24 protein-coding genes, 1 tRNA gene and 2 pseudogenes are annotated in these 22,138 nt (G+C 57.8%); 14 read left to right on the top strand and 13 right to left on the bottom strand.

The annotated features are described in order from the left end of the window. The first annotated feature begins 5 nt into the window (after window positions 1-5). Together aguA and ACOYXE_RS21070 are read left to right on the top strand one after the other, a co-directional pair. Entirely contained in the window at window positions 6-1,112 is a 1,107-nt protein-coding gene (aguA, locus tag ACOYXE_RS21075; RefSeq protein WP_095125288.1) for an agmatine deiminase, read from the top strand. 246 nt (window positions 1,113-1,358) lie between these two features. Continuing rightward, entirely contained in the window at window positions 1,359-1,571 is a 213-nt protein-coding gene (locus ACOYXE_RS21070) for a hypothetical protein (protein WP_016986304.1), read from the top strand. Between the two features lie 84 nt (window positions 1,572-1,655). On the opposite strand, the pseudogene ACOYXE_RS21065 reads toward ACOYXE_RS21070, so the two are convergent. Together ACOYXE_RS21065 and ACOYXE_RS21060 are read right to left on the bottom strand one after the other, a co-directional pair. Then, window positions 1,656-1,748 (bottom strand): annotated as a pseudogene (locus tag ACOYXE_RS21065) (metal ABC transporter ATP-binding protein); the annotation flags it as partial. A gap of 10 nt (window positions 1,749-1,758) precedes the next feature. Next, window positions 1,759-3,852: a TonB-dependent receptor gene (locus tag ACOYXE_RS21060; RefSeq protein ID WP_460926543.1), complete on the bottom strand. Its 2,094-nt coding sequence runs from the start codon at window positions 3,850-3,852 to the stop codon at window positions 1,759-1,761. 246 nt (window positions 3,853-4,098) lie between these two features. Between ACOYXE_RS21060 and ACOYXE_RS21055 the strand changes: the two genes are divergently transcribed. The 6 genes from ACOYXE_RS21055 to ACOYXE_RS21030 all read left to right on the top strand — a co-directional run bounded on the left by ACOYXE_RS21055 (window position 4,099) and on the right by ACOYXE_RS21030 (window position 8,814). Further along, window positions 4,099-4,767 (top strand): DsbA family protein, encoded by a 669-nt coding sequence (locus tag ACOYXE_RS21055; RefSeq protein WP_460926542.1) that lies wholly within the window; start codon window positions 4,099-4,101, stop codon window positions 4,765-4,767. Window positions 4,768-5,064: 297 nt separating this feature from the next. Further along, window positions 5,065-6,369, top strand: coding sequence for an OprD family porin (locus ACOYXE_RS21050; protein ID WP_405122497.1), 1,305 nt, complete (start codon window positions 5,065-5,067; stop codon window positions 6,367-6,369). A 232-nt stretch (window positions 6,370-6,601) separates the two neighbouring features. Next, a complete protein-coding gene (locus tag ACOYXE_RS21045) occupies window positions 6,602-7,348 on the top strand; it encodes a 2OG-Fe dioxygenase family protein (protein ID WP_160054802.1) in 747 nt (248 codons plus the stop codon). Window positions 7,349-7,427: 79 nt separating this feature from the next. Further along, complete coding sequence (locus ACOYXE_RS21040) at window positions 7,428-7,805, top strand: GNAT family N-acetyltransferase (RefSeq protein WP_008080517.1); 378 nt, start codon at window positions 7,428-7,430, stop codon at window positions 7,803-7,805. Continuing rightward, a complete protein-coding gene (locus tag ACOYXE_RS21035) occupies window positions 7,802-8,518 on the top strand; it encodes an AzlC family ABC transporter permease (protein WP_160054804.1) in 717 nt (238 codons plus the stop codon). Before ACOYXE_RS21040 ends, ACOYXE_RS21035 begins: the two co-directional genes overlap by 4 nt. Next, window positions 8,497-8,814 (top strand): AzlD domain-containing protein, encoded by a 318-nt coding sequence (locus ACOYXE_RS21030; RefSeq protein WP_007952614.1) that lies wholly within the window; start codon window positions 8,497-8,499, stop codon window positions 8,812-8,814. Before ACOYXE_RS21035 ends, ACOYXE_RS21030 begins: the two co-directional genes overlap by 22 nt. Here the strand turns inward: ACOYXE_RS21030 and ACOYXE_RS21025 are convergent. Next, window positions 8,731-9,657, bottom strand: a complete 927-nt coding sequence (locus tag ACOYXE_RS21025; RefSeq protein ID WP_123529788.1) for a LysR family transcriptional regulator — start codon at window positions 9,655-9,657, stop codon at window positions 8,731-8,733. The two genes, ACOYXE_RS21030 and ACOYXE_RS21025, sit on opposite strands and share 84 nt — an antisense overlap. Window positions 9,658-9,990: 333 nt before the next feature. Here ACOYXE_RS21025 and ACOYXE_RS21020 point away from each other — a divergent pair, with 333 nt between their 5' ends. The 5 genes and pseudogenes from ACOYXE_RS21020 (at window position 9,991) to ACOYXE_RS21000 (ending at window position 12,217) form a co-directional block, all read left to right on the top strand. Continuing rightward, window positions 9,991-10,398 (top strand): MbcA/ParS/Xre antitoxin family protein, encoded by a 408-nt coding sequence (locus ACOYXE_RS21020; protein WP_160054806.1) that lies wholly within the window; start codon window positions 9,991-9,993, stop codon window positions 10,396-10,398. A gap of 11 nt (window positions 10,399-10,409) precedes the next feature. Next, a complete protein-coding gene (locus tag ACOYXE_RS21015; protein ID WP_160060038.1) occupies window positions 10,410-11,075 on the top strand; it encodes an RES family NAD+ phosphorylase in 666 nt (221 codons plus the stop codon). A 111-nt stretch (window positions 11,076-11,186) separates the two neighbouring features. Then, window positions 11,187-11,285: pseudogene (locus tag ACOYXE_RS21010) on the top strand (type II toxin-antitoxin system HicA family toxin); the annotation flags it as partial. Window positions 11,286-11,316: 31 nt separating this feature from the next. Then, the gene (locus ACOYXE_RS21005; protein ID WP_160054810.1) at window positions 11,317-11,742 is read left to right on the top strand and encodes a type II toxin-antitoxin system HicB family antitoxin; all 426 of its coding nucleotides are present in this window, start codon (window positions 11,317-11,319) and stop codon (window positions 11,740-11,742) included. A gap of 190 nt (window positions 11,743-11,932) precedes the next feature. Further along, window positions 11,933-12,217, top strand: coding sequence for a helix-turn-helix domain-containing protein (locus ACOYXE_RS21000; RefSeq protein WP_460926540.1), 285 nt, complete (start codon window positions 11,933-11,935; stop codon window positions 12,215-12,217). A gap of 64 nt (window positions 12,218-12,281) precedes the next feature. On the opposite strand, the gene ACOYXE_RS20995 is transcribed toward ACOYXE_RS21000, so the two are convergent. The 8 genes from ACOYXE_RS20995 to ACOYXE_RS20960 all read right to left on the bottom strand — a co-directional run bounded on the left by ACOYXE_RS20995 (window position 12,282) and on the right by ACOYXE_RS20960 (window position 19,222). Further along, entirely contained in the window at window positions 12,282-13,439 is a 1,158-nt protein-coding gene (locus ACOYXE_RS20995; protein ID WP_460926539.1) for an AAA family ATPase, read from the bottom strand. A gap of 236 nt (window positions 13,440-13,675) precedes the next feature. Beyond that, window positions 13,676-13,751 (bottom strand) — tRNA-Thr (locus ACOYXE_RS20990). 75 nt (window positions 13,752-13,826) lie between these two features. Continuing rightward, a complete protein-coding gene (locus ACOYXE_RS20985; RefSeq protein WP_160054939.1) occupies window positions 13,827-14,663 on the bottom strand; it encodes an FkbM family methyltransferase in 837 nt (278 codons plus the stop codon). A gap of 345 nt (window positions 14,664-15,008) precedes the next feature. Then, the gene (locus ACOYXE_RS20980; RefSeq protein ID WP_460926538.1) at window positions 15,009-16,244 is read right to left on the bottom strand and encodes a methyltransferase; all 1,236 of its coding nucleotides are present in this window, start codon (window positions 16,242-16,244) and stop codon (window positions 15,009-15,011) included. After that, window positions 16,225-16,914 carry an ABC transporter permease gene (locus ACOYXE_RS20975; RefSeq protein ID WP_460926537.1) on the bottom strand — a complete coding sequence of 230 codons (690 nt, stop codon included), beginning with the start codon at window positions 16,912-16,914 and terminating at the stop codon, window positions 16,225-16,227. Before ACOYXE_RS20975 ends, ACOYXE_RS20980 begins: the two co-directional genes overlap by 20 nt. Next, entirely contained in the window at window positions 16,915-17,607 is a 693-nt protein-coding gene (locus ACOYXE_RS20970; protein ID WP_007909165.1) for an ABC transporter permease, read from the bottom strand. Between the two features lie 78 nt (window positions 17,608-17,685). Then, window positions 17,686-18,435: an ABC transporter substrate-binding protein gene (locus ACOYXE_RS20965; protein WP_460926536.1), complete on the bottom strand. Its 750-nt coding sequence runs from the start codon at window positions 18,433-18,435 to the stop codon at window positions 17,686-17,688. Between the two features lie 13 nt (window positions 18,436-18,448). Continuing rightward, complete coding sequence (locus tag ACOYXE_RS20960) at window positions 18,449-19,222, bottom strand: ABC transporter ATP-binding protein (RefSeq protein ID WP_007909167.1); 774 nt, start codon at window positions 19,220-19,222, stop codon at window positions 18,449-18,451. Window positions 19,223-19,776: 554 nt separating this feature from the next. Between ACOYXE_RS20960 and gabP the strand changes: the two genes are divergently transcribed. Beyond that, on the top strand, window positions 19,777-21,168 hold the full coding sequence (gene gabP / locus ACOYXE_RS20955; RefSeq protein WP_460926535.1) for a GABA permease: 1,392 nt from the start codon (window positions 19,777-19,779) through the stop codon (window positions 21,166-21,168). A 70-nt stretch (window positions 21,169-21,238) separates the two neighbouring features. Here gabP and ACOYXE_RS20950 read toward each other — a convergent pair whose 3' ends face one another. Next, window positions 21,239-21,691: a hypothetical protein gene (locus ACOYXE_RS20950; protein WP_460926533.1), complete on the bottom strand. Its 453-nt coding sequence runs from the start codon at window positions 21,689-21,691 to the stop codon at window positions 21,239-21,241. A gap of 6 nt (window positions 21,692-21,697) precedes the next feature. Beyond that, window positions 21,698-22,111 carry a hypothetical protein gene (locus ACOYXE_RS20945; protein WP_160054947.1) on the bottom strand — a complete coding sequence of 138 codons (414 nt, stop codon included), beginning with the start codon at window positions 22,109-22,111 and terminating at the stop codon, window positions 21,698-21,700. Window positions 22,112-22,138 lie beyond the last annotated feature (27 nt).

Here is a 22,138-nt window from a genome sequence, read left to right as displayed (position 1 = left end):
TCCCGATGACAACTTTGAAAAGTACCCCGCGCGCCGACGGCTTTCACATGCCGGCCGAGTGGGCGCCGCAAACGCAGACCTGGATGATCTGGCCCGAGCGCCCGGACAACTGGCGTCTGGGCGGCAAACCGGCGCAAGCTGCACATGCTGCGGTGGCCAAGGCTATCGCGCGTTTTGAACCGGTCACCGTGGCCGTGTCCGCCGGCCAGTATGAAAACGCCCGCGCGCGCCTCGACGTGCCGAATATCCGCGTGGTCGAGATGTCCAGCGATGACGCTTGGGTACGCGACAGCGGCCCGACTTTCGTCATCAACAATAGCGGCGAAGTGCGCGGTGTGAACTGGGACTTCAACGCTTGGGGCGGCTTCGACGGCGGCCTGTACTCGCCGTGGAATCGCGATTCGCAGGTCGGCGGCAAGATCCTCGAGATCGAGCGCAGCCCGCGTTACCGCACTGAAGGTTTCGTGCTTGAAGGCGGCTCGATTCACGTCGACGGCGAAGGCACGCTGATCACCACCGAAGAGTGCCTGCTCAACCGCAATCGCAACCCGCACCTGGGCCGCGAAGAGATTGAAGCGGTACTGAGCGCCAATCTGGCTGTGGATAAAATCATCTGGCTGCCGGACGGTCTGTTCAACGACGAAACCGACGGCCATGTGGATAACTTCTGCTGCTACGTGCGTCCGGGCGAAGTGCTGCTGGCGTGGACCGACGATCCGCAGGATCCGAACTACCCGCGCTGCCAGGCTGCGTTGAAAGTTCTGCAAAGCAGCACTGATGCCAAGGGTCGCCCGTTCACGGTGCACAAAATGCCGATTCCGGGGCCGCTTTACGCGACTGAAGAAGAGTGCGCCGGTGTCGACCCGGTGGACGGCACGCAGGAACGCAATCCGTCTGTGCGCCTGGCTGGTTCCTACGTGAACTTCCTGATCGTCAACGGCGGCATCATCGCGCCGAGCTTCGACGATCCAATGGACGCGCCGGCCAAGGAAATCCTGCAGAAGCTGTTCCCGCAGCACGAAGTGGTGATGGTGCCGGGCCGTGAACTGTTACTGGGTGGCGGTAATATCCACTGCCTTACCCAACAGCAACCCGCGCCGCACAAAGAGTGAGTTGAGTCGTAACAGCTTGAGTTGATTAACAAATCGGCCGAGCAATGATTAGCTCGCTATGCATGCACAGAAGCCCGCAGCCCGGTTGGACTGCGGGCTTCTTTGTATCCGCTTGTCGACAACAGCGAAACATTGGCATAGCTCTTGTATTCATCACTCGTGCACTAGGGAGGGAGGAGAACTTCAACAGTTCTGTCATAAACCTTGGATAACGTAGCCGCTCATGAACGGGGAGAGAGCGCTGAAATGAACGCCGAAGTGAACGTAGTCAGCGAGCGGACGTTGCATCCCATGGCCGTTAACGGCGAATCGCTCCAGATTGTCGCGCACTGGTTGAAGTCCAATGGAACGCGTCAGATCAGGCAACCTGATCCGCGCCGGATGATGATCGAGCGTTACCCCGCTGACCTGTTCAGCGAGGCCGAACTGGACGCGTTGTGGGCTGTGATGGAGGGATAAGAACAACAACAGGGATTGGTCAAAGCGCTGCCGGGATGGCGGCGCTTTTTTATGCACGATTATTTTGTACGCACCCATTCAATGTGGGAGCGAGCCTGCTCGCGAATGCGGTGGATCAGTTAACAACGATGTCGACTGACCCGACGCTTTCGCGAGCAGGCTCGCTCCCACAGGGATGTGTGTGAAGTCAGAAACTGTAGGTGCCGGTCATCACCACGCTGCGCGGCGCACCCGGCTGGATTTGATACTGGCTGGTCGCCGACGCGTAATATTCGCGATCGGTGATGTTGTTCAGCGCCGTACGCAAATCCCAATCCTTGAAGCGGTAACCGACCAGCGCATCCCAACGGCCGTAACCCGGCAACACGGTGGTGTTGGCGTTATCGGCATAACGTTGGCCAACCAGGGTCAGACCGGTTTCGCCGTACCAGCCCATATCCGGTTTCCAGGTCAGGAACAGGCTGCCGTTGTGCTTGGCGACGTTGTTGATGCGTTTGCCTTCCAGGCCGTTGTTGTCCTTCTCGATCTTCGCATCCTGGACACCGACGCCACCGCGCATGTACCAGTTGCCGACGATGTTACCGGTAGCGGTCAACTCGATCCCGCGCGAACGTTGCAGGCCGGACATCACGGTCAGCGTCGGGTCATTAGGATCGCTGGTGCGGCGGTTGTAGAGCTCCAGGTCATAGATCGCCAGCGTGGTGCTCAAGCGGTCATCAAACCAGTCGCTCTTCACGCCGATTTCTTTCTGCTTGGTCAGTTCGGGGCTGAGGTCGTTGGTGTTGCCGGCCGCACCCGGGGTGATGCCGATCAAGCCACCGCCGACTGGCGAAAACGTCTTCGACCACGAAGCGTAGAACGAATGGTTTTGCAGCGGCGTCCAGACCAGGCCCACACGCGGGCTGGTGCTGTGGCTGTCGCGGTCTTCGGAGATGTTCCGCAGCTTGTTGGTCGACTCGATATCGAAGGTGTCGTAACGCAGACCCCCCAGCAGTTGCCATTGATCGTTCAGGCGCAGTTGGTCCTGGACGTACACCGCACGGCTTTCGACTTCGGTGTGGCTGCTGCTGGAGACCTGCATGCTGCCGGTGTGGCGCAGATCGCGGTTCGGGTTGTACAAGTCGAGCGACGGCACCGGCTGCGCGCCGGGCGTTCTGCCAGTGGCGGCGTTGTACAGCGTCGGATCGCGGCGCTGGCTGCCGATCTCGACGCCCGTGAGCAAGCGATGCTCAAGGCCGAAGGTATCGAAGCCGCCCTCGAGTTCAACGTTGTTATAGACGTTGCGGGTGGTCAGATCCTGCTGCCAGTGCTGGCGCGTGACCTTGTTGGTCGCCGGCGTGTAACCGGTGAGGTAGGTGTTGTCGAAATCACTGTCGAGCTTGAACACACCGAGGGTCTGGCGCAGTTGCCAGTTGTCGTTGATCTCGTAGGTGAGTTTCGAGCGCAGCGATTGCGACTTGTCATCGATGAAGTCGTGATCGTTGCCATAGGTCGTGTCACGTCCGACATCGGCCGGGCGCCCGTTGACGCCGGGGATGCCGCGATCCGGGGTGCGGTTGTAACGGCTGTATTCGTACTGCACCAGCCAGTTCAGATCCGGCGTCAGTTGCCAGCTCATCGACGGTGCGAACAGTTGGCGGTTGCCACTGACGCCGTCGCGGAAGCTGTTTTCATCCATGTTGCCCATGTTCAGGCGCAGGCTTATGTTTTCGCTCGGATCAGTGCTGAGGTCGGCGTAAAGGCTGCGCAAATCTTCGCTGCCAGCCTGGGCCTCGATGGTCGAGCGACGGCCGAATTCCGGCATCTTGCTCACGCGGTTGACGATCCCGCCCTGACTGCCACGACCGTACAACACGGCGGCCGGGCCTTTAAGGACTTCGACGCGTTCGATGTTGTGCAGGTCGCGCTTGTATTGGCTGTCGTCGCGGATGCCGTCGAGATAGAAATCGTTGCTGGCATCGAAGCCGCGAATGCGCAGGCTGTCGAAGCGCGTGTCGGCGCTGCTGCTGACGTTGGGCATGCCGCTCAAGGCGTCAGAAATATCATTGGTGCCGTAGTTGGCGACGTTGGCGGTCTTGATCGAATCGATCGCCTGCGGCACATAGCGCACGGGTGTCGAGGTGCGCGTCGCGGTGCTGCTGAGCTTCACGCGCGGGTCATCGGCTTGCGCTTCGGCACTGATCGCGGTGGCGGGTAATTCGGTCGCCGAATAGGCAAAACCGCTCGACAGAAAAGCAGAAAGCCCAAGGGTGACGGGCGTAAGACGGAACGGGGCAGGCATTGAACAGCGCTTCCGAAAGGGTGGAGGAATTCGATCGCGCGAATGGTAATGCTTTGCATTTGCTTCCGTTAATTATTCCTTATAAGTTCCCTTGTCTGATTGTTTCAATTTGTGTCCGGTTCGACACAATCCGACCGGTCGGCCAATTCGACCGATTCGTGAAACAGACTGAAAGCCATTCCAGCGTTTTTCCGCATGAGTGCGGGGACTAATCTGCCGCCATCGATTTTTTGCCGGAGTTTTCCCATGATTCTTCATTACGTCTACGACCCGCTGTGTGGCTGGTGTTATGGCGCCAAGCCGCTCATTGAAGCCGCACAACAGGTGCTGCCAGTGCTCGCCCATGCTGGGGGCATGATGAGTGGCGCCAACCGCCAGCCGGTTTCCTCGCAACTGCGCAATTACGTCATGCCCCACGACCGACGCATTGCCGAGTACACCGGCCAGCCTTTCGGCGAGGCGTATTTCGACGGCTTGCTGCGCGATCACTCGGCCGTGTTCGATTCGACGCCACCGATTGCGGCGGTCATGGCGGCCGAAGCCATCGACCGAGGCGGCCTGCGCATGTTGGGGCGGTTGCAGACCGCGCACTATGTGGAAGGGCGACGCATTGCCGATTCAGCCGTGCTGTTGGAATTGGCCATGCAGATCGGCTATGCGCAGGAAGATTTCCACATTGCGTTTGAGTCCGTTGATAGCGAGGGGCACATCAAAGCCAGTCGCCAGTTTTTGGCTCAGTTGGGCGGTCAGGGTTTTCCTACGCTTGCTCTGGAGCAGAATGGCACGTTCCAGTTGATCGACATCAGCCCCTGGCTGGGCAAGCCGCAGGCATTTGCCGATTGGTTGCAACAGGCAATCGTCCTCGATGAAACCGGTAAAACTTCTGCATTTTGTTCTATCGATGGTTGCGCCTGATACGCGCTGGATTCACTGGCTGTTTGCATTTCCCAGCAAGGAGTCAGCGCAAAATTTACGTTTCTTAGACGATTTTTACCTATTTAAAGACGATTCTTGAAATTGACACATTGTTGAAGGCGCGGCTACGATTCGGCCCAACGCCTGTGGCCAACCGCCATGACTCAAAACAAGGAGCAGGCCCGCCATCACGTTATCGTGGGCGGGCCTTTTTGTTTCGGGGTGAATAAAAGAGTGCAAAAGCGCCGTTTCCGCCGTTCGACACAGCGCGTTTCAACCCGTAATAAGGAAAACAAAATGTTGAACAAGCGAATCAGTCTGATCGCACTGGGGATGTTGAGCGCCACTCAGGCCATGGCTAATGACCAGGCCGAGTCCAAGGGTTTTGTTGAAGACAGCAGCCTCAAAGTGCTGCTGCGCAATGCCTACATCAATCGTGATTATAAAGACGGCAACAAAGACAAGGCCGAGTGGGGCCAAGCGGCCATCGGTACGTTCTCGTCCGGCTTCACCCAAGGCACCGTGGGTGTCGGTGTCGACGCTTTCGGTCTGTACGCACTGCGTCTGGACGGCGGCAAGGGCCGCAGCGGCGCCGGTGGTATCGATTTCTTCAAGCAGGAAAATGACGGCCGCGCGAACCATGACATAGCGAAGGGCGGTGCCGCGGTGAAGTTCCGCTTCTCCAACACCGTGTTGACCTACGGCGACCAGATGCCGGCCCTGCCGGTGCTGAGCTACGACAATGTGCGTCTGCTGCCGGAAAGCTACACCGGTACCCTGATCACTTCCAAAGAGATCAAAGGCCTGGAACTGAACGCCGGTCGTTTCACCGCCGAATCGCGCAAGAGCGATGAAGGCCGTGATAGTGGTGGTCTGAAGTCGATCAACGTTTTGGGCGGTAGCTACCAGTTCACCGAGAACTTCAAAGGTGCGTTGTACGCTTCCGACGTCGAAGACGTATTGAAGAAACAATACGTGAACGCCAACTACGTGTTGCCGTTCAACAAGGATCAGTCGCTGACCCTGGACTTCAACGGCTATCGCACCAAGCTGGACAGCTCGTACGTTCGCGAAAACACCGTTCCGGGCGAAAGCATCGTGACCGGTCGCGACAACAAAATCTGGAGCCTGGCCGCAACATTCGCAACGGGCCCGCACTCGTTCACCGTGGCGCACCAGCGTTCCACCGGCGACAGCAACCTGGGTTACGCCTACGGCGGTTACCAGAAAGATCAAGGTCGTGTCGGTGACGGCGGTAACTCCATCTACCTGGCCAACTCCTACTGGTCCGACTTCAACGCTGAAGACGAACGTAGCTGGCAATTGGGCTACGGCCTCGACTTCGGCGCATTCGGCGTACCGGGCCTTAGCTACAACTTTGCTTACGTGCGTGGCGACAACATCACCACTTCCACCAGCGAAGGCGGCACCGAGCGAGAGATCTTCAACCAGTTCAAATACGTCGTGCAGTCTGGCCCGGCCAAAGACCTGAGCGTGAAACTGCGCAGCTCGATCCTGCGTGTTTCGCAGAAATCCAGCGAGTACAACGTCAGCGGTAACGAACTGCGCGTATTCGTGGATTACCCGATCAACATCTTCTGATGCCTGATCAAGTGTAAGAAACATGAGAAAAACCCCGACTGGTTCGGGGTTTTTTTTCGACGGTTTTTCGATGAAAACTAGAAAAAACCCGTGTTTTTGTCATGTGAAAGTTGTTTTTGAGGCGCTGCAAACTCCGTTTCAAACAGGGCTTTAAATGCCTGAAATTCTTTCTCATGGACGCAAATTCTCCACCTAATAGATTAGGCCGCTCAACGCAGCGGAGAATTTGGTAATGATCGTTTTGAACAGAGAAGTGGGCGAATCGCTACGGCGCGACAAATATGTCAACGTCCAGGGTGGTGACTTCAATCTCTACGGTCATTTTGCCGACTTCGTCAGACTGACCAAAAGTTGGGAAAACATGGAGCCTGACAGCTACTACGGTCAGGCCGAAGCCGGCATGCGTTACCGTCGTTACAGCGACTTTGAGTACAACCCCAAGACGCGTGAGTTGAAGCAGCTCGAGCATCGCGCCTACGTGCAGTCGAAAGAGAACAACGCCTATGTTGGCGGCCTGGTGCGGCACTTTCAGGACTTCTCCGATGAAGTGATTACTTCGCCGGTGATGCGCAGCCTGATCGACACCGATTTCGAAGTGTACAAAAGCGTACTGCCGGAAGAGCTGCACGATGAAATCTGGCAGTGCCAGATCCATCAGATCCGCATCGAGATAAAACCCGGCAAACAACTGGAAATCACCCCTGAAGGCATTCACTGCGACGGTTATCCGTTCAGCGGTGTGCACTTCTGGGGCCGCAATAACGTCGAGGGTGCGGAAAGTCGTTTGTATGACACCCACGAGCATCAACTGGCATCGACCACTTACGAGGAAATTCTCGACACCACCTACTTCCTCGATCGCGACATGCGCCACTACGTAACCCCGGCCCGCAACCCGCACACGCATGCGATGGCGTACCGGCAGATTCTGGCGATTTCCTTCTCGCGGCCCGGGACCGCTTTCGACATTGTTCGCTAATCAGATCACCCCAATCGACGGCGTCGAGTGCTCGACGCCGGTGGTGCTGCGACGCGCCACGGCCAAGGATGCGCAGCGCATGGAGCGCTTCTTCCGCCAGTTCGACGAAGTGTCCTTCTGTGAATGGCAGGACGCCAAGTGCCTGCGCGGCGTGCTGATCCAGAAAACCACCACGGCCTATCTCGCCTTCGACGTCGCCGGCGAAATCGTCGGTGCAGTGCTCGGCGGCATGCTCGGCAGTCGCGGCACCATCAACCATTTGGCCGTGAGCCCGCGCTATCGCAGCCAAGGCGTCGGTCAACGACTGGTTGAAGCGGCGTCGTCCGATATGAAACGGGTCGGGGTGTTACGGATGTTTCTGTTCGTCGACGATGCTAACCTCGCGGGCAAGCGTTTTTGGACTGCCCAGGGTTTTTGCGAGCCCCACGGCGAACGGACATTTGAGAGGGATCTATGAATGAAACGTCCGGCAGTGCGCCGCTGATGGTCAACCATCAGCCGTCGCGCACGTTTGCCGAAGCCAGTCCGGTAATAGCTGGCTACTTCACGGTGTCATTCGTATTCGGACTGATGGCCGTCAACGCCGGCCTGCCGATGTGGCTGCCGGTGGCAATGTGTTTGTTCGTTTACGCCGGCGCTTCGCAATTCGCCGCGCTGGCACTGATCTCCAGCGGCGCCTCGCTGACTACCATTGTGTTGACCACGTTTCTAATCAACGCGCGGCACATGCTGATGTCGGTGTATATGGCCAAGGCCCTGCGCGCCCTCGGCTTGAGCCGCATGGAGCGCTGGGCTTACGCCGGTGGCCTGACGGATGAATCCTTCGCGTTCCACAGCGTTAAACTCGGCACTGGCGCACCGGTTAACGTGCGTTATCTGATCGGCTTCAATCTGTTCTGCCACACCTCGTGGGTGCTTGGCGGTTTGCTCGGCGCAGTGTGCGCGCAGTACGCGGCGCACCTGATCAAATATCAGCTCGACTACGCCCTGACGGCGATGATGCTCTACGTGCTGGTGTCGCTGTGCAACACCCGCAACAAACTCATCGCGGCCGCCGCTGCGGTGTTGTGCATGGGCGCACTGAGCCTGGTCGGCAGTTCGCCATTCAACGTGTTTATCGCCACGTTTGTGGGCTGCGGAGTGGGTGTATGCCTGACCAAACGTTCCTGATTCTGGTGGTCGCGCTGATGATGGCCGTGACCTTTCTGCCGCGCGCCTTGCCCCTGCAAGTGAATACCGAGCACTGGCCGCCGTTTGTCGCGCGGGCGCTGGAGTACTTGCCGGTGGCGATCGTCGCTGCGATCAGCCTGACTCCCTTGTTGATCAAGGATCAGCACATACAGCTCGATCGCCCGGAATTCTATGCCGCGATTCCGACGTTGCTATGTGCGTATTTCAGCAAAAACCTCTTTCTCAGTGTGGCGGTTGGGACGGCTGCGTACATTGCGCTCGGCTCTTTCATGTAGCGGCAGATCGACGACATCATTCAACGCCTGGTTCGACAACTCCGGATTGTTCACCGCCAGGCGCACTTCGAGGAAATCCTCGAACCCGGGGAAAATCGTCAGGCCGTTTTTCTGCGCGGCCTCACGGGAGACCATGCCGACCGCATCCATCTGCGTGATCAGCGACAGCGTCAGGGTCTCGCTGCACGAATAGACCATGCGCTGGCCGTTCTCGTGATTGCCCAGCCCGGCGTCGAGAAAACGCAAAAAGCTGTGGGAATACGGACAATCTTCCGCAGGACGCACCTGAAACTTGTTGCCCAGCAACGTCAGCGGATCGTTCTCCTGCCCGCAATGCGCACCGACGACTTGTACCTGCACATCCGGCAAGACAATGCTCGGCAGACCCGGCCGCTGCGGGCCGATCAGCACCGCAAGGTCGAAGTCTTCGTTCTTCAGCTTGCTGAGGTTTTCCATCGACTCGGCGTAGCTGAACTCCATCTGATAATCGGGAAAAACCTCAATCAGGCGTCCGATCATTCGCCGGTTGAAATCCGGTGACAAGGTGTTGTTCAACGCAACCTTCAACGTGCGCTGGCCCGGCACTTTCAGCGCCTCGACCTTCTCTTCCATCTGTCGCGTGGCAATCAGCACTTTGTCCATATAGGGCGTCAGCTCAGTGCCTTGCGGCGTCAGCGTCAGCCCTTTGTTGGAACGTCGAAACAAGCGGAAACCGAACTGCTCTTCGACCTTGTTCAACTGCGCGGCCAACGCCTGCACAGTCAGGCACGAATGCTCGGCTGCGGCCGACAAAGAGCCGGTCTGCACGATGCGCATGAGGTTGCGTAAGGTTCTGCTATCCATGGGTAATGCCCTCTGAAGTGGGCTGGGTATTGTTGTTTACGAGACTGCCGGTCAGGCGCCATATGCTGGCTATATTCCTGTACCTGAGCATAGTTGTCGCGGGTTTAGTAGCGAATTGATGTCCTCGCCGATGGCTGGAGGCTGACACAGGATCGGGTTTTTTGGTGACGTGGGGGTGATGGGGGTCAAAAAAAGTGCGTGGTTTTGGTGCGTGAGATGGGTTTTCGTCGCCGATACCTAGCGAAATTATTATTCGGTTATGTATTAAAAACTAATTTGTATCCGTATCTGTACTACGCTCATATTCATGTACCTAATCAAGGAGGCGGCTAAATGCCCACCTCATCCCCAGCCCTCACCCCACGCGAACAACTCGACGCCCCCGAAGCTGGTCGCGTCGCGTTGAAGTTCTTCTTCAACCTTATGGAGCGTTGGGGATGCAGCGCCGAGCAGCAGCGCACACTGTTGGGAGGCGTTGGCAACACCACGTTCTACAAATATAAACACCTGCCGAATATACGCCTGCCTAACGACACTCTAGAGCGCATCTCCTACCTGATGGGCATTCACAAGGCGTTGAGCATCATCTTCAGTAACAGCCGTGAGCGCGCCTACTCATGGGTCAGCAGTCCGAACACGGCGGCGCCGTTCAATGGGCGAACGGCGCTGGATTACATGCTCGCCGGACGCGTAGTCGATATCGCCGATGTACGCCGCTACCTTGATGGGGTGCGCGGTTGAAGGCGCTCGATTTGGTTGATGTGGCCTGGCCGCGAGCCTATCGGATCGTAAACAGCAGCTTCCCGCCGATTGCGCTGTTCGAAGACGTGCTCGATCCAGAAGACCTGGAAGTTGCCTACGCGCTGGAAGCGCTGACCAATGATCGCCTGATAGAACAGGCCGGCGTCCTCGCCCGCGTGCGACCCGAAGATCGACTCTTCGGCCCCGGTTCGACCCCGGTGATGGCTGCGTTCACCCACATCGGCAAACGCAGTCGGTTCTGCGATGGCACCTTCGGCGTCTACTACGCTGCGAGCAGTCAGGCTGCGGCCATCGCCGAAACTTGTTATCACCAGGAACGATTTCTTGCGGCGACCCAAGAAGCGGACCTTGAATTGACCATGCGGACTTACGTCAATCGGGTGGTTAAACCGTTACACGACATTCGCCACGATCACCCCGAATTGCACAATCCGGATCCCGAGGCTTATGGGCCGTCTCAGCTATTCGCCCGGCAACTGCGCGAAACTGAGTCGTGGGGACTGCTCTACAGCAGCGTCCGCCTGCCGGGCCATGAATGTGTCGCCGCGTTTCGACCGCCAGCGGTTTCGATTCCCAAGCAGGGCAAGCATTTGCGGTATGTGTGGAGTGCGAGTCAGCAGAAGATTTCGTTTGTGCTTGAGATCAGTCAGGTCTGAAACGCAAAAGCCCTCGCATCGGCGAGGGCCTGACACCGGCGTTTACATCAACGGCTTGTCTGGCGGCGCATCCATCACTTTCACGACATCATCGATCAGCGCTTTGCTTAACTGAACGGCAAATCAACTGTGTTTCCCGACCACGGAGCCAAGGAAATGGGCGAAGGGTTGAGAAAATCGATAATCAAACAGCTGGGCCTCAAGGATTGAGGCCCAGTTGTACCCCATGAGAGGAATCGTGATGTTCGAATATGCGTTGGAAGTTCACGAAGAGCCGGACAGTGTCTGGTTGTCCTGCGCAGAAATTCCAGAGATGCACGCCGTTGGCGACACCCTTGAACAGGCGCTCGACAGTGCTATCGATGCCATCGAGACCGCCCTGTCGATCTACGTCGATGATCGCCGATTGATTCCGACGGGGCAGGCGGGAGAACAGAAAAGTGACGTCGTGTTGCGTCTGCCTACGCTGACCGCAGCGAAGGTAGCGCTTTGGAATACGCTCCTGGAGTCCGGTGTGAGCAAAGCCGAACTGGCGCGTCGGCTAGGAGTGCAAAGGCCTCAGGTAGACCGACTGGTGGATTTTCTGCACCACTCCAAGATCGAGAATGTTGAGCGTGCGTTGCAACAGCTTGGGCGAAGGATCTCGCTTTCGGTTGAAGCAGCCTAGGTTCCGCATTTAACGTTGGGAAACGCCACCATAGCGATCAACCTAAGAGAGCCTATTCTGAAAAACGTGTGCGGCTCGGTGTTTTTAAGCAGACATATTGAGGCTCAATTTGGTTGCTGATCGTCTTGTATCTGGGCAAAGCTCAGCAACTTGTCCGTAGCCTTCCTTAAGCAACTGAAAGGAATCATCGATGGTCGATGAACTGGAGGAATTCCAGAAGAACTTGCTGGAATCTGTACGTCAGATGAAAGCCGGAAAGGCCGCAGGCGTGACTCAAGTGCCGCTCTCTGCGGCAGCAGAAGCGCGTGCCAAAGTGGGCGTTTCTCAAAGTGCGTTTGCCAAACTGATCGGTGTGAGTCTGCGGACTTTGCAGGATTGGGAGCAGGGGCGCAGGCAGCCGACAGGTGCAGCGCAAACCCTGTTGCGCGTTGCAAGTCAGCATCCTGAAGCGTTGCGGGATCTGCATTCTGCTTAAAGTCTGAACCAACAAAGCCCTTGCATTTCTACAGGGGCTTTTTCCGTAACGTATGCCTTGCCGCCTAACTCCCTTCTATCAAAGCCCGCTCTTCCAGCCAGATCTCTTGAACAAACTGATCTGTAATCGCGTAAATCCCGTGCCCGCGTCGCATGATGATGTTCTCGGCAACCAGTGCAATTACCACCGGTTGAATCTCTTCGACCCGTACCTCTCGCCCGACTGACTTTGAATACTCAGCCGCTGCGTCAGTGGAGAAAATTCCGCGAGCATCGCCTGCTGTAGAGGCGATCTTGTTGAAAACGGCTTGAGCGAGGCTACCCAGTTGCTCGACTTTTTCCAGCTCGATGCTCGCCGCTGCCGAGCGCAATGTGCTGGCGATTACCGGTAGGAAAACATCGGGCTGGCCCTCTTGCTGCAAGAGTTGGCGTAGGGCCTTCAGCATTTCTTCAGGTCGATTGTCCAAAGTGTCGAACGCCTCGATAGCGGCTTCGAGGGACGGCAGTTTGTCCTTCTTCACGGTCATTGCGAGTCGGTTGAGCAGGAATTCAACGTAATCGCCTTTCAGCAATGGGTAGGCTGCGGACGTGGCGCCGGAAAAGGCGTGGTTGCGTTTGGCGGTCAGTTCGCTGACTTGCGCTCTGTGCGAACCTGTTCCGATAAATAGAAAGTATCCCGGCGTTTTCGGACGAGGGTTGATTGCATCGCGAGCGGCTTTGAGTGCCAGGAGCAGCTGATTGCCGTCGTCTGAGGAAATGGCGTGCTGGACCTCGTCAATGATCAACACCAGATCAGTCTTGGCTTGATCCACGACTTCGGTGAGTGCTTGCGCCAGTGTTGGGCCATCGACGTTGCCAATGCTGTTGAGTTTGAAGCCGAACTTGAATCCCCCGGCGCCGATTTCAACATTGCTGACTCGCTTGAATGTTTCCAAGGCAGAGGAGCCAGGTGTTTGCAGATCTTTCAGGGTTTCCCGGATGGCGTTGTGCACGAGCGTTGCCGGGTTAGCCAGAGTGTCGCTCCATAAGTCGACGTAGATGACCAAAGCACCAGCTTCTTCCAAGGCAGGGATGAGGTCGTTCCTCAGAAACGTTGTTTTACCTGTGCGGCGTAGACCAGATAGAAATAGACCTGAGCGCAGACCTTCGTCGAGCACACCTGGATTGAGAAGCTGGTTAGCCATTGACTCGGCCAGTTCTGGGCGCTGAAAAATGCTGCTCATACGATTACACCTTTTTATGTGTACAGCATAATTATTGCTATTTCATAATTTAGCATAAAGATGGAAATGTGAACCGTTGGTTCAAAGTCCGCGCTTTCGAAGTGTGTAAGAGGAAGTGTGGCTAATTGCGCGAAGTGCGAGGGGAGAAGCTATTTTCACTGAGGGTAAACTGCCAAGAATATAAACACCCCAGAAACAACAAAGCCCCTGCATTTCTGCAGGGGCTTCGTTTTGTATGGTGCCGGCACCAGGAGTCGAACCCGGGACCTACTGATTACAAGTCAGTTGCTCTACCAACTGAGCTATACCGGCGTGTGGGCGACGATTATAGCGATTGGGAAGATCCTGTAAACCCCTGAATTCAGACTATTTTTGCATTCGCTCGAATCAAGCCCTGCGCAGCACATTTCGCAGCGTTTGCACCGCCTTCAATGTGCGGCTGTTTTGCAGGGCTGCCAGTTGCGCTTCGGCCTGTTCGGCGCGTTGCAGAGCGTTGGTCAGTTGTTGGGCTGTGTCGACTTCGCTGGCGCTGATCGGGTGGGCGAAGGCGTGGCCTTTGCACAGTTGGAAGTTGTCGAGGTTGCACGGTGGAATGTCGAAAGCCGGTTTGAGCTGCATGTATTCGTCGGCGAGGAACCAGGTGTTGAGGCCGTCGAAGAGGATCGCTTGGTAACCGGCGTCGGTGACCAGCGGTTCCCAGGTGTGGTCGCGCTCCCATGGGGTTTCGATGACTATGATCCAAGGACGGAAACGAGTGAAGTCCATGCCGCGCAGGACGCTTTCTTCGTGGCCTTCGACGTCGATTTTCAGAAAGTGGATCGGCCGATCGGCGGCATATTGTTCGCAGATCGACGTCAGCGTACGGGCCTTCACGGTGAGGCTGCGCACGTCCATGCCTTGATCTTTGTGGAACTGGGCGATCGCCGGATCGGCTGTGGACAGGCCTGTGTCGGGGATGGCGTAGAAGGTCATTTCGCCAGGCTGGTCGCTGGCGATGCATTGCACGGTGGCGTCGCGCGGGCGTTGCTGACAGAGGGCGTCGTGGTAGTTCTGCATCGGTTCGACGTTCACGCCTTGCCAGCCGTGGTCATAAAAGGCTTTGGTGACCGAGTCGTGATGTGGATCGTTGGCACCGACATCGATGTAGAAGCCGTGTTCGACTTGCTTGAGGGCACGCCACAAGCGGACGTCTTCAAAATTCTGCGCATAAGAAATGAACGTCACGGTCGCTTCCTGTCGGTCTGATTGTTCTTGTTTGGAGGTGCGCTAGCGGCACGCTGTGGACTTGTATAGCAAGGCTGGCGATGCGCCGCAATTATTCGCTTCGAACCGGTGAATTTCGGCGGTTATGTCGTTTTGATTGGCGGCTTATGCACAACCGGCTGGCACGAAACCGTGCTTAGGCGGTTATTTGTGGACTCGTTCTCATTTTGTTCGCAAATCGCTGTTTTATTGGTTTTTTATCAATATGAACAAAAAATGACCAGCGCTGTTAAAGGCTCGAAACAGGCATGGATATTGGATCCACGAAGAATTCATCAACAGAGTTATCCACAGGGAGTCGATGATTTATTCGTGTTCGGCCAACAGCAGCAGATTACGTGGTGTGAGGGCTGTTTCGCAGAAGGTGCCGAGGCGTACGACGTAGCCTTGTTCGACGAGGAAAAGCGCTCGATCCAGATTCAGCCAAAGCTCCAGCGGCCGTCGGAACAATCCGCGAAGCAATTCCAGATTGCGAACTTCGGCCAATCGCTGCCAACCGGCTGCTTCGAGTGCGGGCCAATCTGGCGCACCGATTGTGGATAACTCTTTGAGCGTAGCCAGATCTCGACAGTAATCAGCGAACCGTTTTTCCAGCCAGGCGCTGGGTAGGGAGGGCGTCGGCAGGTATTCGTCGACGCCGCGCACTTGCCGTTGCAGTAGGTCAAAGGCCAGACGACGGGCCATCGAAGTGTCGCGCTGACGTCGGACGCGAGCACCGGCGGTGACGGTTTCGCTCATCGGCAGTGCCAGATCTTCCAGCGAGAGTTGTAGGAGCGATGCCAGTCCGGCGTGGGACAACGGCTGATATTCGCTGCGACTGATGCGGTTGTAGCAGCAGGGCGCAATCGCCATTCGTTGGCAACCGGCAGCACTGGCCAGTTGCATCAAGCGCACATGCAGATCGCCACACGCATGCAGGGCGACGGGCGTGTGAGCCGCGCTCAATACAGCAGAGGCATCAGTCGCCAGTACGTCTTGCTCCACATGCAAAGCATGCAGATGATGACGCTGACTCAACGCCTGTCCGCTGGCGACCAATTGAGGATCATATTCAACGCAAGTCAGTTGCTGCTCCGAGCCCAACAAGCGCCGTCCCAAATGCCCCTTGCCCGAACACCAATCCAGCCAGTGCGTCGGCTGAGAAGCAAAGGACAAGCGACTGGCAAACGCCTCGATCTGCTGCCACTTGCGCCCCGGCACATCGACATTCAGTCGATGGCCCGCAGGTTCCAGTGCATGTCCCGGCAACTCACCAACTGCACTCAACTCAGCCGACAACGCCGCCAATGAAGCAAACGGCTCCGGCGCATCAACAAGATCAGCAGGTTGGTTGTGAGCGTTTTCCGCGTCTTCCAGCGACCGTCCGCGTAGCCACAAGGCCAGCTCCGGGTAGGACGCTTCCCAATCAAGCGAAAGATGAGTGAACGGTCGAGGTTTCCACAGCGCCTGATGCTCAATCAAAAAAGCATCCAGCGCCGTGAAGCGGGCGAGTAAGTCCTCACCCGTCAGCACGTAGGAAGTATCAGCTCCCTTGGCAGGCATCGACGCGCAGCCAGCGCTCCAGCAGCTTGAAGCCGCGTACCAGCACGTAAGCCATCAGCAGATAGAACACGCCAGCAGCGAAGAAGATCTCCACCGGCAAGTAGGTGCGGGCAATGATCGTGCGCGCCATGCCGGTCAGTTCCAGCAGAGTCACGGTGCTGGCCAGCGCACTGGCCTTGAGCATCAGGATCACTTCGTTGCTGTAGGCCGGCAGGCCGATGCGCGCGGCACGCGGGAGGATGATGTAGAACATCGCTTTCGGCTTGGACATGCCCAAGGCCCGCGCCGCTTCGATCTCACCCGGCGGAATCGCCTGAATTGCCCCGCGCAGAATCTCGGCGATGTACGCCGCCGTGTGCAGCGTCATGGTCACTGTCGCGCACCAGAACGGATCGCGCAGGTACGGCCACAACGCGCTTTCACGCACCGCGTCGAACTGCGCCAGTCCGTAATAAACCAGGAACAGCTGAACCAGCAACGGCGTGCCACGGAAAAAGAAGATGTAGGCGTAAGGCAGCGAGCGCACGTACCACAGCTTCGAAGAGCGGGCGATGCCCAGCGGAATCGCCAGCAGCAGACCGGCAATCACGGCGATGGCCACCAGTTCCAGGGTCAGGGTCGCGCCCTGCGCCAGTTTCGGCAGCCACTTGATGATCACTTCCCAGTTCATTTAAGCGCTCCTCGCAAAGCCGCGAGCGGCGCGTTTTTCCAGGAAGTGCATGCCGGTCATCGCCAGCACGGTCAGGCCCAGGTACATGATCGCGGCGACCATATAGAAGGTGAACGGTTGTTTCGACACGGTTACGCCGATTTGCGCGTGACGCATGATTTCTTCTAGGCCAATCACCGAGACCAGCGCGGTGTCTTTCATCAGGATCATGAACAGATTGCCCAGACCGGGCAGGGCGATGCGCCACATCTGCGGCATGATCAGCCGGGTGAAGATCCGCCATTTCGACAGGCCCAGGGCCTGGCCGGCCTCACGGTGGCCTTTGGGAATGGCAAGAATCGCACCACGGAACACTTCCGTGGCGTAAGCGCCGAAGCACAGTCCGAGTGCGATCACACCGGCGGCGAAGGCGTTGAGCTGCAGGTCGGGGTTGCCGAAGAACTCACCGAGGGCGCGCATCAGGTTGACCGTACCGAAGTAGATCAACAGCACCCAGAGCAATTCCGGGACGCCACGCACCAACGTGGAATAAGTGCCGCCAAGCCATTGCAGCGGCTTGTACGGGGAAGTCTTGGCCAAGGCGCCGAGCAGGCCGAGCACCAGTCCCAGGCACAGGGCCGTAAGGGCCAGTTGGACGGTCATTAGCGCGCCGGCAGCGAGGGCCGGGCCGAATCCGTAGAGGTCGATAATCATGGGGTTCTGTTCAAATTGCGGCAGGCAAAGTCGGGAGCCGGCGCCGTTGCATCACGGCGCCAGTCCCACAGGTCAGGATCAGTAGATGCTGAACGGGAAATACTTGTCGTTGATCTTCTTGTAGGTACCGTCGGCAACGATTTCCTTCAGCGCGGCGTTGAGCTTCTCACGCAGGGGATCGCCTTTACGCACAGCGATGCCGATCTTGTCGCTTTCTACGACCGGGTCGCCTTTGAACTCATAGTTCTTGCCGGCGTCGCTTTTCAGCCAGTCATAGTTGGCGTACTTGTCGGCGAGGATCGCGTCGACACGACCGGAAGTCAGGTCGAGGTAGGCGTTTTCCTGGGTGTCGTAGAGGCTGACCTTGATGTCATCGGCGTAGGTGTCTTCCAGCCAGGTACCGGCCAGGGTCGCACGCTGGGTACCGATGGTCTTGCCTTTCAGCGAGTCCTTGTCGGTTTTGAAGTCGACGTTTTTCGGTGCGATGAACTGCAGCTTGTTCGAGTAGTACGGGTTGGTGAAGTCCACCGCGCCTTTGCGCTCTTCGGTAATCGACAGCGAGGAGATCAGGAAGTCGAACTTCTTCGCGTTCAGGGCCGGGATGATGCCGTCCCAGTCGGAAGTGACCACGGCGCACTCGACTTTCATCTTCGCGCAGAGGGCGTCGCCGATGTCTTTGTCGAAGCCGACCACGTTGCCGCTGGCGTCTTTGTTGTTGAACGGCGGGTAGGCCGCTTCGATGCCCATCTTCAGGGTTTCAGCCATGGCACCGGCGCTGAACGCGAGGGTGACGGCGGCGGCCAGGAAGACCTTTTTGAAATTCTGCATGCATGTTGCTCCGTTAGCGGTTGCTGGACATGAATTGTTTGCAGCGCGCCGAAAGCGGGTTTTCGAACACCTGCTGAGGCGATCCTTGCTCTTCTATAAGGCCTTGGTGAAGGAACACCACTTCGCTGGAGACCTGACGGGCGAAACCCATTTCGTGGGTCACGAGCAGCATGGTGCGGCCTTCTTCGGCCAATGCGCGGATGACACTAAGTACTTCCTGAACCATTTCCGGGTCAAGCGCCGAGGTGGGCTCGTCGAACAGGATCACCTTCGGTTGCATCGCCAGCGTGCGGGCAATCGCTGCGCGTTGCTGCTGACCACCAGACAATTGCGCCGGGTAGGCGTGGCGCTTGTCGGCGATGCCGACCTTGGCCAGCAGCGCTTCGGCGACTTCGATCGCCTCGGCTTTGCTCTGGCCGAGCACGCGACGCGGTGCCTCGATGATGTTGTCGAGGATGCTCATGTGCGGCCACAGATTAAAGTTTTGAAACACAAAACCAATCTCGGAGCGCAGGCGGTTGATCTGTTTGCCGTCGGCGGCAACCAGTTCGCCATTTTTGGCGGCCTTGAGCTTGAGTTCTTCACCGGCCACCAGAATCTGGCCCTGGTGCGGGTTCTCCAACAGGTTGATGCAACGCAGGAACGTGGACTTGCCGGAACCGGAGGAACCGAGGATCGAGATCACATCGCCGTCGCGGGCGGTCAGCGAGATGCCTTTGAGCACCTCCAGCTGTCCGTAGCGTTTGTGCAAGTTGCGGATTTCAAGCGCGGGCGTGGCCTCAGCCATGTGCGTTCCTCATATATGTTGCGCTCCTGCTGTTGGATGGCCTTCCTGGCGAGGCGGCCAAGCTAGCATAGCGTTTCAATGGCAGCCAACAGCGCTACGAGCGGTTAACGGGTGGCATGTGGCAGGTTGTCGCATCGGCACAGCAGACTGTCGCCCCATCAACAACCGAACGGGTGTTTGATCGTGCAAACCCGTGGGTGTCGCGTAAAAAAAGGCGCGATGTTGCCAGCTTTGGCGGGGTGTTGGAAGCGCTATCCGGCCGAACGTTCCGGATTCGCCCTTTTATTGTGCATCCCACGCTTTTTCAGTGTGTTTCTGGTGCGCTGTTTCGTTTGAAAAGTGAGTCGCAGGGTAACGCTCTGGCGGATTGCCATTAAATCCAAGGACTTGCGATGACTGTCCGGTCGCGCGCAAAGCCGCGGCACAGAAGAGTTTGAAACATTTTGGCGCAAAACTTGCGTGCAGAATAAGGAACGCCCCGTTGGTTTCTTTTTACGAGAAAGAAAATGCCAGACGGGCCGGACGCAATCGCTTTCCTCGCAAAGGTAGTTTCGATGAGCAGTACCCCAAGCTCCAATGGCCTCGAACAGGGGCTCAAACCGCGTCATGTGACCATGTTGTCGATCGCCGGTGTAATCGGCGCCGGTCTGTTCGTTGGCTCCGGCCACGCCATCGCTGCCGCCGGCCCTGCCGTGCTGCTGGCCTACGCCGCCGCCGGTACCCTGGTGGTTTTAGTGATGCGCATGCTCGGCGAAATGGCCGTTGCCTCGCCGGACACTGGCTCCTTCTCGACGTACGCCGACCGTGCCATCGGGCACTGGGCCGGTTTCACCATCGGCTGGTTGTACTGGTGGTTCTGGGTGTTGGTGATTCCGCTGGAAGCCAACGCCGCTGCGACCATCCTGCACGCATGGTTCCCTGACGTCGGCATCTGGGCGTTCGCGCTGGTCATCACCATGCTCCTGACCATCACCAACCTGTTCAGCGTGAAGAATTACGGCGAGTTCGAATTCTGGTTCGCGCTGATCAAAGTGCTGGCGATCATCGGCTTCATCATCCTCGGCCTTGCGGCGATCTTCGGCTTCCTGCCGAACAGCCAGGTCAGCGGCGTTTCGCACCTGTTCGACAGCGGCGGCTTCCTGCCAAACGGTATGGGCGCAGTACTGGGTGCAATCCTGACCACCATGTTCTCCTTCATGGGTACCGAGATCGTGACCATCGCGGCCGCGGAATCGAAGAACCCGGGCAAGCAAATCTCCAAGGCCACCAACTCGGTGATCTGGCGGATCGGTCTGTTCTACCTCGTGTCGATCTTCATCGTTGTGGCGCTGGTGCCATGGAACGATCCTACGCTGGCCAACCTCGGTTCCTACCAGACTGTGCTCGAGCGCATGGGCATCCCGAACGCCAAGATGATCGTCGATATTGTGGTTCTGGTCGCGGTGACCAGTTGCCTGAACTCGGCGCTGTACACCTCGTCGCGCATGCTCTTCTCCCTCGGCAAGCGTGGTGATGCACCGGCCATGTCGACCCGTACCAACAAGAGCGGCACGCCTTACTGGGCGGTCATGCTGTCGACTGGCGCAGCATTCCTGTGCACCTTCGCCAACTACGTGGCCCCGGCGGCGGTGTTCGAATTCCTGCTGGCCAGCTCCGGCGCCATCGCACTGTTGGTGTATCTGGTGATCGCCTTCTCGCAACTGCGTATGCGTAAACAACGCATGGCGCGCGGCGAGAAAATCGTCTTCAGCATGTGGCTGTTCCCGGGCCTGACCTACGCGGTGATCATCTTCATCGTCGCGGCCCTGACCATCATGCTGTTCCAGGAAGCGCACCGCGTGGAGATTCTTGCGACCGGTCTGCTGAGCCTGATGGTGGTGGCTGCCGGCCTGCTGGTGGCGCGTCGTCGCAAGCTGGAAAAGCGTGGCGCGGTGGTGTTGAACTGATCCGTAACGCGTAATGCAAAACGGCCGCTGTCAGTGATGACTAGCGGCCGTTTTTGTTTGTGAGCGTTGTTTATTCGCCCTTGTCTTCCTGCGTTTCCACCGACTTGCCATAAGCATCCAGCGCCACCCCGAAATCGGTGATGAACTGTGGCTCGCTCAGCCAGGCCTGGGCCTCTTCGATCGTTGCGCCTTCGGCCCACATGCGGTAGTCGATCAGCATGTCGGCGGCCAAGTGGGTGGCGGCCATGCCTTCGTTGTCGGCGTTTTCCATGTCCAGCAGCTCTGGATGGTCAACGATGACGAACGCCAGTTCGCGCAGCAGGGTCAGCAGCATCTCGTTGCGGCTGATGGCTTCGGCGTCGCGCATTTTGCTGAACATCGCCAGGACGTATTCCGGCACCGGCTCAGCGAGGTGGTCGAGATCTTCGTCCTGCTCCAGCGGCTTGCGGCCGACCATACGGATTTGCTTGGCTTTGGCCTTGGCGCGTTTGGCGCGTTTCTGTTGTTTGTTCAGGGATGCCATGGGAGCTCAGTTCTTCTGTTGGGTTTGCGCGGCGATCGCGTCGGACGCCGCCACATAGTCGGCCTGGAAGGCCGGGGACTCGATCCACGCCAGCGCGCCGGCTTCGTCGGTTTCCTGCGACCACTGGCGATACTCGATCAGCGCGGCGAGGATGAAATCCATCGCGCCTTCTTCGCCTTCCTGCTCGTAAACCAGTTCCAGCAGCGGGTCTTCGAGGAACGCGGTGCACAACGCTTGCTGGCCGATCTTCTCGGCGTCGATCATTTTCTTGAACAGCTCGGTCAGGTCCACCGATTCGAAGTCGATGCGATCATCGTTCGGGTCTAGCTCGACCGGCGCTTCGGCGCGTTTGGTGCGGTTCTGCTTGGCCTTGGCTTTGGCCCGGGTGGCGCGTTTCTGCTGTTTGTTGGCGGAGGCCATGATGTGTTCCGTCGTGCGTTGAGAGGG

Source organism: Pseudomonas sp. MC6 (assembly GCF_054790575.1).
This window is presented reverse-complemented; position numbering and strand designations above follow the sequence as displayed.

What these genes read in the sequence shown, in the direction of transcription:
- aguA (WP_095125288.1), top strand. Translation starts at nt 6, where the DNA reads ATGACAACTTTGAAAAGTACCCCGCGCGCCGACGGCTTTCACATGCCG.
- ACOYXE_RS21070 (WP_016986304.1), top strand. Translation starts at nt 1,359, where the DNA reads ATGAACGCCGAAGTGAACGTAGTCAGCGAGCGGACGTTGCATCCCATG.
- ACOYXE_RS21060 (WP_460926543.1), bottom strand. Translation starts at nt 3,852, where the DNA reads ATGCCTGCCCCGTTCCGTCTTACGCCCGTCACCCTTGGGCTTTCTGCT.
- ACOYXE_RS21055 (WP_460926542.1), top strand. Translation starts at nt 4,099, where the DNA reads ATGATTCTTCATTACGTCTACGACCCGCTGTGTGGCTGGTGTTATGGC.
- ACOYXE_RS21050 (WP_405122497.1), top strand. Translation starts at nt 5,065, where the DNA reads ATGTTGAACAAGCGAATCAGTCTGATCGCACTGGGGATGTTGAGCGCC.
- ACOYXE_RS21045 (WP_160054802.1), top strand. Translation starts at nt 6,602, where the DNA reads ATGATCGTTTTGAACAGAGAAGTGGGCGAATCGCTACGGCGCGACAAA.
- ACOYXE_RS21040 (WP_008080517.1), top strand. Translation starts at nt 7,428, where the DNA reads ATGGAGCGCTTCTTCCGCCAGTTCGACGAAGTGTCCTTCTGTGAATGG.
- ACOYXE_RS21035 (WP_160054804.1), top strand. Translation starts at nt 7,802, where the DNA reads ATGAATGAAACGTCCGGCAGTGCGCCGCTGATGGTCAACCATCAGCCG.
- ACOYXE_RS21030 (WP_007952614.1), top strand. Translation starts at nt 8,497, where the DNA reads ATGCCTGACCAAACGTTCCTGATTCTGGTGGTCGCGCTGATGATGGCC.
- ACOYXE_RS21025 (WP_123529788.1), bottom strand. Translation starts at nt 9,657, where the DNA reads ATGGATAGCAGAACCTTACGCAACCTCATGCGCATCGTGCAGACCGGC.
- ACOYXE_RS21020 (WP_160054806.1), top strand. Translation starts at nt 9,991, where the DNA reads ATGCCCACCTCATCCCCAGCCCTCACCCCACGCGAACAACTCGACGCC.
- ACOYXE_RS21005 (WP_160054810.1), top strand. Translation starts at nt 11,317, where the DNA reads ATGTTCGAATATGCGTTGGAAGTTCACGAAGAGCCGGACAGTGTCTGG.
- ACOYXE_RS21000 (WP_460926540.1), top strand. Translation starts at nt 11,933, where the DNA reads ATGGTCGATGAACTGGAGGAATTCCAGAAGAACTTGCTGGAATCTGTA.
- ACOYXE_RS20995 (WP_460926539.1), bottom strand. Translation starts at nt 13,439, where the DNA reads ATGAGCAGCATTTTTCAGCGCCCAGAACTGGCCGAGTCAATGGCTAAC.
- ACOYXE_RS20980 (WP_460926538.1), bottom strand. Translation starts at nt 16,244, where the DNA reads ATGCCTGCCAAGGGAGCTGATACTTCCTACGTGCTGACGGGTGAGGAC.
- ACOYXE_RS20975 (WP_460926537.1), bottom strand. Translation starts at nt 16,914, where the DNA reads ATGAACTGGGAAGTGATCATCAAGTGGCTGCCGAAACTGGCGCAGGGC.
- ACOYXE_RS20970 (WP_007909165.1), bottom strand. Translation starts at nt 17,607, where the DNA reads ATGATTATCGACCTCTACGGATTCGGCCCGGCCCTCGCTGCCGGCGCG.
- ACOYXE_RS20965 (WP_460926536.1), bottom strand. Translation starts at nt 18,435, where the DNA reads ATGCAGAATTTCAAAAAGGTCTTCCTGGCCGCCGCCGTCACCCTCGCG.
- ACOYXE_RS20960 (WP_007909167.1), bottom strand. Translation starts at nt 19,222, where the DNA reads ATGGCTGAGGCCACGCCCGCGCTTGAAATCCGCAACTTGCACAAACGC.
- gabP (WP_460926535.1), top strand. Translation starts at nt 19,777, where the DNA reads ATGAGCAGTACCCCAAGCTCCAATGGCCTCGAACAGGGGCTCAAACCG.
- ACOYXE_RS20950 (WP_460926533.1), bottom strand. Translation starts at nt 21,691, where the DNA reads ATGGCATCCCTGAACAAACAACAGAAACGCGCCAAACGCGCCAAGGCC.
- ACOYXE_RS20945 (WP_160054947.1), bottom strand. Translation starts at nt 22,111, where the DNA reads ATGGCCTCCGCCAACAAACAGCAGAAACGCGCCACCCGGGCCAAAGCC.